The sequence below is a fragment of the Brevundimonas goettingensis genome, from assembly GCF_017487405.1.
In the GTDB taxonomy this organism is placed as follows: Bacteria; Pseudomonadota; Alphaproteobacteria; order Caulobacterales; family Caulobacteraceae; genus Brevundimonas; species Brevundimonas goettingensis.
Map to the genome: position 1 here is coordinate 2216486 of NZ_CP062222.1, position 14208 is coordinate 2230693.

A 14208-nucleotide genomic window follows, 5' to 3' on the forward strand; every position below is an offset into this window, starting at 1 on the left:
TCAGGTGTCCAATCAGTGGAGCCCGCCAAGCATCTGGAAATGCTCGACGATGGGTCCGAGGGCGAGGGCCGGGAAGAACTGCAGCCCGCCCAGGATGAGGATGACGCCGATCAGCAGGCCGACGAACTGCAGGCCGTCGGTCGGCAGGGTTCCGGCGCTGGGCGCGAGCTTGGGCTTGACCACCAGGGCGCCGGCGATGGCCAGGACCGCGATGGCCGGAACGAACCGGCCCGCCAGCATCCCGATTCCCAGAGTCGTGTTCCACCAGGGGGCGTTGGCGGTCAGGCCCGCGAAGGCCGAACCGTTGTTCGCCGCCGCCGAGGTATAGGCGTAGAGCATCTCCGACAGGCCGTGCGGCCCATGGTTCAGCAAGCCTTCCATCGCGGTCGGAAAGACGGCGGCGACGGCGGTGAAGCCGAGGATGGCCAGCGGCAGGACCAGCACCGCGATCATGGCGAACTGGATCTCGCGCGCCTCGATCTTCTTGCCGAGGTACTCGGGCGTGCGGCCGACCATCAGACCGGCGACGAAGACCGCCAGCATGGCCATGACGACCATGATCGCGATGCCCGATCCGATCCCGCCGGGCAGGATCTCGCCCAGTTGCATCAGGAACATCTGCAGGGCGCCCGACAGCGGCATGAAGCTGCCGTGCATGGCGTTGACCGAGCCGTTCGAGGCGCCGGTCGTGGGGCCGGCCCAGGCGACCGAGGACGGCACGCCGAGACGGACCTCCTTGCCCTCCATATTGAGCGGCTGCTCGATCCCCGCGGCGACCAGGGCCGGGGCCGGCTGGGTCTCCAGGGCGTACATCCCGGCCGTGCAGGTGGCCAGCAGCACGAAGGCGGCGGCCACCAGGGCGCGGATGTCCTTCTTCGCCAGGACGCTGCGGCCGAAGGCGAAGAAGGCGGCCCAGCCGAGGACGTTGATCGAGACGGACTCGATCAGATTGGTCAGGGGCGACGGGTTCTCGAACGGATGGGCGGAGTTGGCGTTGAAGATGCCGCCCCCGTTGATGCCCAGCTGTTTGATCGCCTCCTGGCTGGCGGCCGGGAACAGGGCAAGCGTCTGAGCCCCGCCCTCGAGGCCGGTCGCGGAGGCCGAAGCCGCCAGGCTCTGCACCACGCCCAGACCGACCAGCACCATGGCCAGAACGATCGACAGCGGCAGCAGCAGATAGAGGGTGGTCCGCGTCAGGTCGGCCCAGAAGTTTCCAACTCCCTCCCCGCGATTGGCGATGAAGGCGCGGGCCAGAGCGGCCGCGATGGTCGCGCCGGTGGCGGCGGAGAGGAAGTTCTGGGTCGTAAAGCCGGCCATCTGGCTGAGGGTCGAGGCTGCGGCCTCACCCGAATAGGACTGCCAGTTGGTGTTGGTGACGAAGCTGACGGCGGCGTTGAAGGCCAGATGCGGCGACATCCCGTCGAACCCTTGAGGGTTCAGCGGCAGGACGTTCTGCAACCTCAGGATCGCATAGAGCAGGAAGAAGCCGACCGCATTGAAGGCGATCAGGGCGGAGGCGTAGCCGAACCAGCCCTGGCTGCGCTGCGGGTCCACGCCCGCCGCCTTGTAGAACAGGCCCTCGACCGGCTTCAGCAGCGGGTCCAGCCAGGTGCGCTCGCCATTCCAGATGCGCGACAGATAGATCCCGATCGGCCAGGCGAAGGCGACGGAAAGCGAAAGGGTCAGGGCGATCTCGCCCCAGCCTTGAACAGTCATCATGACGGCGGCTCCTTCAGAACCGCTCGGGCCGCAGCAGGGCCGCGACCATATAGACGGCGACCACGACGGCGCCGGCGCCCCAGAGAATGGCGATCATCAGCCGATCCTCTTCAGGGCATGGGCGAGAGCGGCGAAGGCGACAAACGCCCCGCCGCCCAACGCGAGAAACAACAGATCGGCCATTCGGCGCCTCCAACTCGGTTCGAGCGGAGGTAGAGGCCCTATGGCCGTAAGGTCGCCATTCGGATTTCAGGACCCGGCATAAGGGCGGCGTAAAGATCGCCGGGCCGGACCCGCCGACGGCACATGAACGATAAGCAATCTACCTTTCCCCGTTGTAACTGGTCGGAGCGCAGCGGCGGCTGATACTCGCGCCGGCCGCCGGGCTATTCGCGATCCAACGCGTGACCTTCCAAACGGCGTCTCTCTCAACCGGGACCGTCGCGGGTCCCGAAGGACTCGAACGCGCATGACCGCCTCCCCCACCCGGTTCGCCCTTCTCGCCGCCACCGCCCTGACGGCCTATGTGGCCGCCTCGATGCCGGCCCTCCCGGCCATGGCGCAAACGGCGCCAGCCTCCACCCCGACTCAAAGGCCGGCCCAAACGCCTCCCCAGACGCCTGCTCCGGAGGAGGAGCCGGCCTCGACGGTCGCCGACGTCACCGTGACCAGCCGCGCCGACGCCATCCGCAGCTCGATCGACTCGACCAGCTACAGCCTGGCCAACGATCTGCAGGCCTCGACCGGCACCCTGGCCGACGCCCTGCGCAACGTGCCTTCGGTTGACGTCGACCCCCAGGGCAATGTCTCCCTGCGCGGCGACAGCAACGTCACCATCCTGATCGACGGCCGCCCGGCGGGCGTGCTGACCGGCGAAGGCCGCGCCCAGGCGATCCAGCAGATGCAGGCCGCGCAATTCTCCCGCATCGAGGTCATGACCAACCCCTCCGCCGCCTACAGCCCCGAAGGCTCGGGCGGGGTGATCAATCTCATTTCCAAGCCCAACCAGCCCAAGCCGGGCATGACCACCACCGGCTCGGTCCGCGCCAACGTCGGCGACGACGGTCGCTGGAACCTGGGCCTCTCGGGGTCGCAGACGCGGGGCCGGCTGACCCTGTCGGGCGACCTCGGCTATCGCCACGACACCATCGAGCAGCGCGTGGATCGCGACCGCGAGCGTCTGGACACCGTCTCGGGCCAGTTCCTGCCCGTGCGCCAGAACCAGGTCGTGAACGCCGACGTCGACGGCTTCAACGGCCGCCTGGGCCTGGAATACAAGCTCACCGACAAGGACCAGCTGAGCCTCGAAGTCCGCGGCGCCGACTTCCACAACACCGGCGTCAGCAACGACCGCTTCGAGAGCGGGAACGCGGCCGGCGCGGTTACCTCGGCCTACCGTCGCGAAACAGACGTCGACCAGACCTTCAACAACCAGGGCCTGACCGCCCGCCTGCTGCACCGGTTCGACGATCAGGGCCACGAATGGACCAATGAGCTGCGGATCGATCAGGGCGACAACACCCTGGACCTCTCGACCGTCTCCTACCCCTCCATCCCGGCGGGCGCGCCGTCTTGGGAGCGCGTGCTGAATGACGGCGGCTTCGTCATCACGGCCTTCACCAGCGCCTATGTCCGCCCGATGGGCGAGGCCCGGCTGCGCCTCGGCTATGAGCTGGAAGTCCGCCAGCCGCGTCAGGACAACACCGTCAGCCGCGGCGCGACCGAGGCCGGCCTCGCCGTGGTGCCGGCCCTGTCCAGCCGCTTCAAGGCCGAACAGACGGTCCAGGCCCTCTACGCCACCTATGAACGGCCCTTTGGCGACAAGCTGTCGGCCCAGTTCGGCCTGCGGCTTGAGCAGGCGGACATCGACGTCAACGCCGTGAGCAACGGGGTGACGGCCTCGCAGGACTACTTCCGCGCCTATCCGACCCTGCATCTGTCGTACAAGCTCGACGACGCCCAGACGGTGCGCGCCAGCTATTCGCGGCGCATCCAGCGGCCCCAGCCCTTCCAGCTGAATCCCTATGTCTCCTACACGGACCCGCTGAACCTGAGGTCGGGCAATCCGGATCTGGAGCCGCAGGAGACCGACGCTTTCGAGGCCATGTGGCAGAAGCGCTCGGGTCAGACCTTCTATCAGGCGACCGCCTATTTCCGGGACACCCGCAAGGCCTTCACCGAGGTCGCCACCGACGTCGGCGGCGGCGTCTTCCTGACCCGCCCCGAGAACCTCGGCGCCCGGCGCGACATCGGCCTGGAAGTCGTGGCCAACGGCGCCCTGATCCCCAGCCTGCGCTACAACGCCAGCGTCAACGTCTTCCGCCAGAAGATCGACGCCGCGGGCATCCCCGGCGCGACCGACCGGTCGGGAACCCAGGTCTCGGGCCGGGTAAACCTGAACTGGCAGCCGACGCCCAAGGACTTCCTCCAGATCGCCGCCCAGTGGAACGGCGAGGCGCTGCTGGCCCAGGGCACGCGCGACGCCGGCGGGATGGTTAACCTAGGCTACCGTCACAAGCTCAACGACACCCTGGCCTTCCAGGCGACGGTGCGCGACGTCTTCAACCAGTTCGGCGACGTGACCACCTATGACACCCCGACCTTCCGCGAGCGGACCGAGCGGCAGTTCGCCGGCCGATCCGCCTATGTCGGCCTCACCTGGACCTTCGGCGGCGGCCCGCGCCGTCAGCAGCAGGAACAGTTCGACTTCGGCGGCGCCCCGACGGGCGGCTGATCGAAGCGGGCGCCTTGGGACGAGAGCGCCGGGAGCCGAACAATTTGGTGCTCCGGGTCGAGCGTGAGACGCCGGGCCTATGCCTGGAATGGCGCGGCGGCGGTTGGGCGCCGGCGCGCCCTCTCACCTGATACGAGATTTTACAGTCTTCGCGCGCCGACATGGGCATGATGGGGTCAGAATCTTGCGCTCCCTCCCCGGGGCCGCTCCCCACGCGCCAAGGACCCGATGAAAGTCGCCGCTCTCGATGACGATCCCGTTCAGCTTGAACTGATCCTCGACACCCTTTCAGAGGCGGGCCTCCAGGGCTCGGGCTTTTCGCGGGCCAACGGCCTGCTGTCCGCCCTGCGCCGCGAGACCTTCGACCTGCTCGTTCTGGACTGGCAGCTGCCGGATCGCTCGGGGCTGGAAGTCATCAGGTGGGCGCACAGCAACCTCACGCCGCCGCCGCCGATTCTGCTCGTCACCAGCCGCTCCGACGATTCTGACGTGGTCGAGGGCCTGGGCGCCGGCGCCGACGACTTCCTGACCAAGCCGGTGTCCAGACCTGTCCTGAAGGCGCGCATCCACGCCCTGCTGCGCCGCGCCTATGGCGCCCCCGAGGCCCAGGCCCTGGAGACCCACGGCCACGTCGTGCTGGATCCGGCGACCGCGACCGCGACCGCGAACGGCGCGCCGGTCAGCCTGACCGCCAAGGAGTTCGCCGTCGCCCTGACCCTGTTCCGCAACCTGAACCGGGCCCTGTCGCGGTCCTATCTGCTCGACTCGGTCTGGGGCAGCGACCCCGACCTGAACAGCCGCACCCTGGACATGCATATCTCGCGGGTGCGCTCCAAGCTGAACCTGCGGCCGGATGCGGGCTTCCGTCTGGCCCCGGTCTACAGCTATGGATATCGTCTGGAGCGGATCGAAGCGGCGGCCTCGACCGTGGGGACTGCAGACGGAGAGACCTGATGAGGATCGCCCGGCTTGCCGCTTTGGGAGCCGCCGCCTGGCTGGCGCTCGCCGGCCTGCCGGGATCCTCGTGGGCTGAACCCAACCCGGCCCCCGCTCCCCAGGTGCGGTCGTCCGGCGACACCTTCACCTATGTGGTCCGTCAGAACGACACCCTGCGCAGCATCGCCGGGGCTCATCTGGAACGGGAATCCGACTGGCGCGCGCTGCAGACGCTGAACGGCGTCGCCGATCCGCTGCGTCTGCCCGTCGGCACGACCCTGAGGCTGCCGGTCGCCCTGCTCAAGACCCGTCCGGTCCAGGCGCGCCTCGTCAGCTTCCGCGGCGACGTCAGCCTGCGCCAGGGCGGCGCCGTCACGACCCGCGTCGGCGCCACGGTGGGCGAAGGCGCCGAGATCGAGACCGGGGCCAACGCCAATGCGCGCTTCACCCTGCCGGACGGCGGGACCGTCTCCGTTCCGTCCATGAGCCGGGTGCGCCTGACCCGCCTGCGCGCCTATGTCCTGAACGGCGCAGTGGACCAGGAAATCACGGTCCTGGGCGGCCGGTCCGAGTTTCGCGTCTCGCCAGTTCGGTCGCCCGGCGGCTTTCGCGTCGGCACGCCCCTGTCGGCCTCGGCCGTGCGCGGCACAGAGTTCCGCATCGGCTACGACGGCGCCGCCGACCGGGCCCAGACCGAGGTCCTGGGCGGATCGGTCCATGTCACGCCCGAGGGGCTGGAGCCGCTGATCGCCGCCCCGCGTCAGGGCGTGGCCATCGCCGATGGCAAGGCCGATCTGGTCGATCTGCTGCCCGAACCCGCCTGGGTTCCCGACAACGCCATCCAGGCCGGCGGCATGCTGTCCTTCGCCGTAACGCCCGTGGTCGGCGCCGCCCGGTACCGGGCCGTCGTCGCCACCGACGCCGACTTCGTCAATATCGTCAGCAGCGGCGAGTCGCGGCCGGGCGAGACGACGATCGACATCTACCCCCTGCCCGACGGCCCCTATTTCGTCCGGCTGACGGCCGTCTCGCCGCTGGACCTCGAGGGCATGCCCGCCGACTACCGCTTCGTCCGCGCCCTGAATGTGGTCAGCGGCCTGAGCGTCGAACCCCAGGCCGGCGGCGGCCGCGCCTTCCACTGGAGCACACCGCCGAAGGGCGCCGAAAGCTATCGCTTCCAGCTGGCCCGGGCGGACGGAACCCTGGTGGCGGATCGCACGGACGTGCCCCGGCCCGGGATCATCCTGCCGCCGCTGCCGTCGGGCGAGTACCGCTGGCGGGTGATGTCCGTCGGGCGCGTCGACGGCAAGCCGGTCGAGGCCTGGTCGCCACCCGCCTCCCTGACCGTCCCCTGAGCCTGCCCTGACCCGCCGCCTCCTGACCTGGCTGAAGGCCGAGACCGGCCGGGGCGGCGCGATCCGGCGCCGTCTCGCCGACCGCCGAACCCTGATCGAATGGCTGGTCGTCGGCCTGGGTCTGTCGCTGCTGGTGGTCTGGCTGGCCCTGGGGTCGCCGACGCGGCGCGCCGACAACTGGATCTACGACACCCTGCTGGGCCTTTCGCCGGGCCGAGCCAGCGAACAGGTGGTCGTCGTCGCCATCGACAACCGTAGCATCGAGGCCCTCGGCCGCTGGCCCTGGTCGCGGACCCTGCACGCCCGGGCCGTGGATCGGCTGACCGAGGCGGGCGCGGCCTCCATCGGCTACGACGTCCTGTTCGCCGAGCCCGAGCCGGGCGCGGATGACGCCCTGATCGGGGCCCTGAGCCGTAACCGCCTCACCTGGCTGGCCGAACTGCTGCAGGAGCCGGGCGAAAACGGCGCCCCCTATGCCGTGGTCGAGCCGACGCCCGAGCTGGCCGTCGCCGCCGCGGGCCTGGGCCACGTCGACCTGACGCCGGATCCCGACGGCGTGGTGCGGCGCTTGCCGCTGTTCATGAGCGCAGGCCCGGAACTCTGGCCCCATATGACGGCGCGGATGCGCACCGCGACCGGCGGCGCCCTGCCCGCGCCCCGCGTCACGACCACGCCCTGGCTGACCCCGCTCAACCCCACCCTGATCCGCTATCGCGGCCCGCCGGGTTCGGTCCGCACCGTCTCGTTCGTCGATCTGGTTCGCGGCGAGACGCCCGCCGCCTTCCTGAAGGACAAATCGGTCCTGATCGGCATGACCGCCGACGGTCTGGGCGACCGCTTCGCTACCCCGGTCTCGCCGCACGGCCAGCTTCGCCCCGGCGTGGAGATCCAGGCCGCCCTGCTCGACACATTGATCCAGGGCGACGCCCTTCGCGCCGCCCCGCCGGCCCTGCTGGCCTTCCTGTCCCTGATCCCGTTGTGGGCACTGATGGCGGCCTTCCTTATGCTGCGTCCCGCGATCAGTCTGGCGGCGGGCGTCGGAACCATCGCGACGGTCTTCCTCGTCAGCGCCCTCGCCTTCCTCGCCGGGGTCTGGCTCGCGCCCGTGGCGGCAGTCGTCGGCGTCGCCCTGGCCTGGCCTCTGTGGAGCTGGCGCCGGCTTGAGGCCGCGTCCGCCTATATGCAGGCCGAGATCGACGCCTTCCGCTCGGACGGCCCCTGGCTGGCGGACATCGCCGCCTCCCACGCCTCGGGCGACCATATCGACCGACAGGCCACGGTTCTGAAGGCCGCCCTGCTGCGCCTCAGGGACCTCAGCGGACTGATCTCCGACACCCTGCACAGCCTGCCGGACGCCACCCTCGTGATCGACGACACGGGCCGGGTGCTGCTGGCCAACGCCCGTGCGGCGGCCCTGTTTGAACAGGACGGAGTCCTTGCCGGGGCCGATATCGACACCCTGTTCGCCCGGATCGGCGCCGAGCCGCTCGAAAGCCTGCTGGCCCGGACCGGCGCGGCGCGCGAGATCCGCATGGCCACCGGCGAGGTGCTCAAGCTGGACGAGGCGCGGCTGGAACTGGCGCAGGGGAGTCGCCCCGGCGGCATCGTGCGGCTTGCGGACGTCACCGCGATCCGCGTCGCCGAACGCCAGCGTGAACAGGCGCTCCAGTTGCTCAGCCACGACATGCGCTCGCCCCAGGTCTCAATCCTGACCCTGCTCGCCGATCACGCCCCTCGCGACGAGGATTTCGAGCACCGCATCGGCGAATATGCGCGACGCACCCTGGCCATGGCGGAAAGCTATGTGCAGCTGGCCCGCGCGGAGAGCCAGGTCATGGATCGGCGAGAGTTCGACCTGGGCCAGGCGCTTATCGAGGCCGCCGACAATCTCTGGCCCCAGGCCCAGACGCGCGGCGTGACCGTCCTGACGCCCGACGACGGCGAAGAGCGGTTGGTCGTGGGCGACCCGGTCCTGGTCAGCCGCGCCCTCGTCAATCTGATCGACAACGCCCTGAAGTACGGGCCGCGGGGCGGCGACGTGACCTGCACGCTGGAGACCATGGAGATCGCCGGGCGCCGCTGCCACCTCTGCACCGTGCGGGATCAGGGCCCGGGCTTCCCGGCGGAAGAGGCCGAGCGCCTGTTCGACGCCTTCCATCAGGCCGCTGACGCCAGGCCGGGCGTCGGACTCGGGCTGGCGTTCGTGCGGATCGTCGCCGAGCGGCACGGCGGGTCCGTCAGCGCGGCCTCGCCTCCGGGCGAAGGCGCCCGCTTTACCCTGACCCTGCCCGACGCCGGCTGAGCCCCTCCCGGTTAAGGTCGGCCGAAACGACGAGAAGCCCGCCGTGAAGCGAGCTTCTCAAGAGACTGATTGCTGAAGGCTCAGGCCGCGGCGGTGTTCGCCGCCGCGGCCGTCACGATCAGAAGGTGTAGCGCAGCGAGGCCGAGATGGTGCGGCCGTTGAGGGTCTGCGCCTGAACCACGCCCGAAGCCGGGATGGCGCTGGCGCCGATGTTCACGATCGCGATCTCATCGAACACGTTGAAGGCGGTGAGGCCCAGCTCCACGTTCCGGACCGGCCGGACGTAGACATAGGGGTTCACGATCACATAGCCGGGCTGTACCAGAACGTTGTCGTCCTGAGCGTAGCTGCTGGTCGTGCCGTTGATCGTAGCGCCGACGGTGAACATGCCGTGCTCGTATTCCGGACGAACGTTGTAGAACAGTTCAGGCGCATGGCGCGGACGGTTGCCTTCGAGGGCGGCATTGACCGAGTCGCTGTCGATGCTGGCCTTGGCGTAGGTGGCGCCGACGGCGACGCTGAACGGGCCGTAGCTGTACTCGCCTTCCAGCTCGATGCCGGTGGCGCTGTAGTCGCGGGTGAAGCTGATCACCTTGGGCGCGCCGGTGGAGTCCGCACCGATCTGGGTGTTGCTTTCGCCCGTCGAGGCCCAGAAAGCGGTGGCGTAGGCGGTCAGACCTTCCTGGCGGAACTTGACGCCGGCTTCGGCCTGTTCGACCTGGCCATAGGCGGTGTCCGAGTCGACCGGCTTGCCGGTGACCGAGTTGAACTGCGGGGTGAACATCTGGCGTTCACCGGCGGCGCGACCGCCGCGGCTGTAGCGGCCAAAGACCGAAACCGGCTCGGCGATACGGTAGTTCACGCCGACCGAATAGGACACGTAGTCGTAGCCGTAGTCGACATTGCCGGGCTGGGCCAGCGGCAGGATGGCGACCTTGGTTTCCGGCAGGCTGATCGAGCCGTTGCCGTTGACGTCGATCGTGGCCTGGCCGACGCGGGTACCGCCGAGGCTGGCGCCATACAGGTCGCCGCTGACGTCGCCGTGGTCCAGACGAATGCTGGCGCCGACGGCCAGCTTGCCGATCTGGTAGTTGGCCGAGGCATAGGGCGCGAGGGTCTGGTAGTTGACGTCGTACCGCTGGTGGTAGGTGTACAGGGCCGTCGCCGTGGCGAAGCCGTAGGCGATCATGCCGTTGTCGGTGACCGGGATGTTGGTCGCCGTGGTCAGGTTGTAGCGAACGGCCTGGCCGCCGGTCGTATAGCCTTCCAGGGCGTTGGCGAAGCTCCAGTACATGTCCACGTCCTGCGACGAGGCGTACAGACCGAAGGTCGTGGTCAGCTTGCCTTCACCGACGTTCCACACCTTCGAGGCGCGCAGGTCGTTGACGATGTTGTCCAGGCTGTTCAGCTCTGCATTGGCGTAGACGCCGATCTGCAGCTGGCCGTTGCCGTTCAGGGTCGCGGGGCTGGCGATGACCTGACCGGCGTTCGGGCCGGTGGCATAGGACAGCCGCGAACCCGGACCGGCGAAGGCGGCCATCAAGCTGGTCGCCGGCATGCTCACCAGCGAGATGTCGTCGTTGAACTCGCCCGAAATCCGCGAGTAACGAAGCTTCTCGGAGATGGTCCAGCCGTTGAGGTCGTACTGGCCTTCGGCCCCGACCGACTTGACCACGCCATGCACGCCGTTGCGACGGTCGAAGGTGGTCGGATTATTGTTCTGGTCGACGCCGTTATAGATGGCGGTGTCGTTCGACAGCGTGGTGTCGCGCAGGCCATCCGTGCCCGGCAGGCTGGCGAAGCTCGGATCGTTGTTCGAGCCGGAAGCGACCAGCGGGAACAGGCCGTAGTTGGGCTGACGGTCGTCCAGATACTTGGCGTAGAAGCGGATGTAGCCGTGGTCCAGCTGGCGGGTCAGGTTGGCCTTGAACTGGCCGCCCTTGAAGCCGTCGTAGCCGATGTCGCGCGGGCCTTCGCCCTGACGATAGAAGCCGCCGACATGGTAGCGCCAGCCGTCGCCCAGCGGGGCGCCGTAGTCGAAGTCGACGCGGTTCAGATCGTAGTCCAGGCCCGAGGTCACCATGACCGCCCCGCCCTCTTCTTCACCCGTCTTGGAGATGAAGTTGATCAGGCCGCCCGGCGAGTTGGAGGCGAAGGTCGAGGCCGAACCGCCGCGGATCACCTGGACCTGCGACAGGCCCATGTCGGCGCGCAGGAACATGTCGGTCGAACCGAAGTGAATGTCGCCGAACTCCAGGACCGGCAGGCCGTCTTCCTGGATTTGCAGATATTTGGAGCCGTCGGCGGCCAGCGGCAGGCCGCGCACGGTCACCGAGGACACGCCGTCGATGCCCGAGGTTTCGGCGCGGATGCCCGGCAGGTTGCCGATGATGCCGGCGACGCTGGAGGTGCCGACCTTGGGCAGGTCGACCTCATCCAGGGTGCTGGCGGAAATGGCGGAGTCGAGCAGGTCGCGGCCCTTGGCGACGCCGGTGCTGAACGCCTTGGGAGCCGTGCGGATCGGAGCGTCGGCGGCCGGAGCGGCCTGGGCCGTCGCGGCGGGCGGGGTGGCGGCAGGCGCCTCGGCCATGGCCGGCGCGGCCAGCAGAAGCGGCATGATCGCCGCCGACAGATACAGATAGTTCATTCAGTCCCCGCAGGTCTTTTTGGTTGCGCGCATTTCTTCTGAAATACGTAGTGTTACCTATATAGAATAGATGGGTTAAATATCAGTAACGCTGCTCGATATAATGTACGAAATCGGGACTTATCAGTATTTCTACCTAATCCCGAAGAACAACAGTACATGAGCAAGTTGACGTAGCGTCGCCCGCAGTGGACGACCGCAGGAGCCCGCAGCGTCGGACGCGGGGCGTGGAAGCCCGAAGCCTCGCCGCCGCTTCGATGACGATGTCCGCAAAGTCCGTCGCCGGACGGCGCCCGAAGGTCCCGGCGCCGTCGGCGCGTCACGATGCGCCGGCCCCGTTCCCCGATCATCAGGCCCCGATCACCGGACCTCGATCACCCGCCCTTTGATAGCGAGGTTCAGCGCCCGACCCGGCGCCGCCCCTGCCCTCAGGCCACGTTGCGGAACGACCAGTCCGCGTCTTCGTGGGCCGGTTCGGCCGCATACGATTGCCCGGCCTCGCCACCCAGGCGGAAGCGCGCGACCAGTCTGGCCAGTTCGTCGGCCTCGGTCGCCAGGCTGCGCGCGGCGGCGGTGGCTTCCTTGACCATGGCGGCGTTCTGCTGGGTCATGCTGTCCATGCTGGCGACGGCGCTGTTGACCTGTTTCAACTTGTCGGCCTGGGCGCCCGAGCTGTGGGCGATCTCGCTGATCAGCGCATTGGTGTCGCCGATCTTGGAGCCGATCCGGGCCAGCATCTTGCCGGTGTCGCCGACGCGGCCGACGCCCGACTGGACCTGTTCCGAAGACTTGGTGATCAGCGCCTTGATGTCGCGCGCCGCATCGGCGGAACGCTGGGCCAGGGCGCGCACCTCGGTCGCCACGACGGCGAAGCCGCGACCCGCGTCGCCGGCGCGCGCCGCCTCGACGCCCGCGTTGAGCGCCAGAAGATTGGTCTGGAAGGCGATGCCGTCGATCAGGTTGATGATCTGGCCGATCTCTTCCGAGCTCGACTGGATGGCGTCCATGGCCGAGACGGCCTCGTCGACGATGGCGCCGCCCTCGGTGGCGTTGGAGTTTGCCACGGTGATGGCCGTGCGGGCGTCGGCGGCGCGCTGGGCGGTCTCGCCGACCATGCTGGTGACCTGCTCGGTCGCCGTGGTGGTTTCCTGCAGACGGGTGGCCTGTTGCTGGGTGCGTTGCGACAGGTTTTCGGACGCCGAATAGATCTCGGCGGCGCCGGAGTGAACGCTCTGCGCCGAACGGGCGACGCTGGAAATGCTCTGCTCCAGGCCTTCGACGGCGCTGTTGAACGACTTGCGCAGGCGCTCGTATTCCGGCGCGAACGGCTTGCTAATGACGTGGGTCAGATCGCCGGAGGCCAGGGCCTCAAGGGCGGTGTCCAGCGATTCCACGACCCGGCGCTGGGCCTCGTCGGCGCCGACCTTGGCCAGATCGGCCTGCTCCTTGGCCCGTTCGGCTTCGGCCTTGGCGAGGTCCGCCTCCGCCTTGGCCAGGGCCGCATCGCGGAAGACCAGAACGGCGCGGGCCATGTCGCCCAGTTCGTCGGCGCGGTCGGCGTTGACGGTGATGTCGTTGTCGCCCTTGGCCAGCTGGGCCATGGCGGCGGTCAGGGTGGTGATGGGACGCGCGATCGTCCGGCTCAGCAGGACCGAAAGGGTCATGGCGGTCGCGATCAGGGCGATGCCGCCGAGGATCAAGGCGGCGATGGCGGTGGTGATGGCGTCTTCCTGACGCTGGCCGTTCTTGGCGATCAGCTCCGCCTGGACCGTCCGGATGTCGCGCAGGGGCAGCACGGCCTCGCTGACCAGAACCTTCTTGCCGGCGTCGCGCACGATCTGCTGCGCCTCGTCGCGCCGGCCCGAGCGAACCACCTGAATGATCCGGTCGCCCCAGTCCTTGCGCCAGGCCAGGGTCGCCGTGTGCGAGTCCTCAAGGCTCTTCAGGTTAGCAGGATCTTTCAGCTGACCCTTCATCTCGGTGTAGATGGTATCGTATTCGTCGCGGCCTTCGTAATAGGACTTGAGGTAGGTCTCGTCCCCGGTCACGAGGAAGCCCCGGAACTGGCTGTTCTGCCGCAGGATAGCGGTCTCCAACGACAGGGCGTTGGCGTGGATCGACTGGCTCAGATTGTTGCTGTCGGTCGACGACCGGATCATCCAGATCGTGCCGAAGAACACCGTCATCATGATCGCGGCAGAGACGCAGATCAGAACGAATGACAGGCTCAGTTTCCGGGTAATATTCATCGCAGCGATCATGTTCTTGATTTGCAACTTTGTTTACGTGGCCAGCCCGAGACAGAAGGACGAAGGGTCCAACAGGTGCGGAATTCACGCTCCTGAACGACCGACGCGCAGTGTTCGAAAACGGGACTCCACCTGCCACGGTTGACTACATTTGGTTGAAGGGAGGGTTAACAGCGCGCCGAATGTCGCCTCTGCTTCAAATCCGGACCCCGCGCAGCCCGCTCACTTGTATAAGCTAGGTATTTTTACCTAACGGCGTCCGCTCG

8 protein-coding genes are annotated in these 14208 nt (G+C 68.2%); 4 read left to right on the top strand and 4 right to left on the bottom strand.

Annotated elements, in window-relative coordinates; translation table 11 throughout:
- Positions 1–12: 12 nt before the first annotated feature.
- Positions 13–1716, bottom strand: coding sequence for a potassium-transporting ATPase subunit KdpA (gene kdpA / locus IFJ75_RS11070; RefSeq protein WP_207932582.1), 1704 nt, complete (start codon positions 1714–1716; stop codon positions 13–15).
- Positions 1717–1732: 16 nt separating this feature from the next.
- Positions 1733–1816, bottom strand: a complete 84-nt coding sequence (locus IFJ75_RS20190) for a potassium-transporting ATPase subunit F (protein WP_225897105.1) — start codon at positions 1814–1816, stop codon at positions 1733–1735.
- Between the two features lie 372 nt (positions 1817–2188).
- Between IFJ75_RS20190 and IFJ75_RS11080 the strand changes: the two genes are divergently transcribed.
- The 4 genes from IFJ75_RS11080 (at position 2189) to IFJ75_RS11095 (ending at position 9046) form a co-directional block, all read left to right on the top strand.
- On the top strand, positions 2189–4453 hold the full coding sequence (locus tag IFJ75_RS11080; RefSeq protein WP_207868157.1) for a TonB-dependent receptor domain-containing protein: 2265 nt from the start codon (positions 2189–2191) through the stop codon (positions 4451–4453).
- A 228-nt stretch (positions 4454–4681) separates the two neighbouring features.
- On the top strand, positions 4682–5407 hold the full coding sequence (locus tag IFJ75_RS11085; protein WP_207868159.1) for a response regulator transcription factor: 726 nt from the start codon (positions 4682–4684) through the stop codon (positions 5405–5407).
- Entirely contained in the window at positions 5407–6744 is a 1338-nt protein-coding gene (locus tag IFJ75_RS11090) for a FecR domain-containing protein (protein ID WP_207868161.1), read from the top strand. Before IFJ75_RS11085 ends, IFJ75_RS11090 begins: the two co-directional genes overlap by 1 nt.
- A gap of 133 nt (positions 6745–6877) precedes the next feature.
- Positions 6878–9046 carry a CHASE2 and HATPase_c domain-containing protein gene (locus tag IFJ75_RS11095; RefSeq protein ID WP_225896786.1) on the top strand — a complete coding sequence of 723 codons (2169 nt, stop codon included), beginning with the start codon at positions 6878–6880 and terminating at the stop codon, positions 9044–9046.
- Positions 9047–9164: 118 nt separating this feature from the next.
- On the opposite strand, the gene IFJ75_RS11100 is transcribed toward IFJ75_RS11095, so the two are convergent.
- Both IFJ75_RS11100 and IFJ75_RS11105 read right to left on the bottom strand, forming a co-directional pair.
- Positions 9165–11693, bottom strand: coding sequence for a TonB-dependent receptor (locus IFJ75_RS11100; protein ID WP_207868163.1), 2529 nt, complete (start codon positions 11691–11693; stop codon positions 9165–9167).
- Positions 11694–12121: 428 nt separating this feature from the next.
- Positions 12122–13954: a methyl-accepting chemotaxis protein gene (locus IFJ75_RS11105; RefSeq protein ID WP_207868165.1), complete on the bottom strand. Its 1833-nt coding sequence runs from the start codon at positions 13952–13954 to the stop codon at positions 12122–12124.
- Between the last annotated feature and the right edge of the window lie 254 nt (positions 13955–14208).

Excerpts from the sequence above, each read along its gene's own strand:
- kdpA (WP_207932582.1), bottom strand. The coding sequence starts at position 1,716 with ATGACTGTTCAAGGCTGGGGCGAGATCGCCCTGACCCTTTCGCTTTCC.
- IFJ75_RS20190 (WP_225897105.1), bottom strand. The coding sequence starts at position 1,816 with ATGATCGCCATTCTCTGGGGCGCCGGCGCCGTCGTGGTCGCCGTCTAT.
- IFJ75_RS11080 (WP_207868157.1), top strand. The coding sequence starts at position 2,189 with ATGACCGCCTCCCCCACCCGGTTCGCCCTTCTCGCCGCCACCGCCCTG.
- IFJ75_RS11085 (WP_207868159.1), top strand. The coding sequence starts at position 4,682 with ATGAAAGTCGCCGCTCTCGATGACGATCCCGTTCAGCTTGAACTGATC.
- IFJ75_RS11090 (WP_207868161.1), top strand. The coding sequence starts at position 5,407 with ATGAGGATCGCCCGGCTTGCCGCTTTGGGAGCCGCCGCCTGGCTGGCG.
- IFJ75_RS11100 (WP_207868163.1), bottom strand. The coding sequence starts at position 11,693 with ATGAACTATCTGTATCTGTCGGCGGCGATCATGCCGCTTCTGCTGGCC.
- IFJ75_RS11105 (WP_207868165.1), bottom strand. The coding sequence starts at position 13,954 with ATGATCGCTGCGATGAATATTACCCGGAAACTGAGCCTGTCATTCGTT.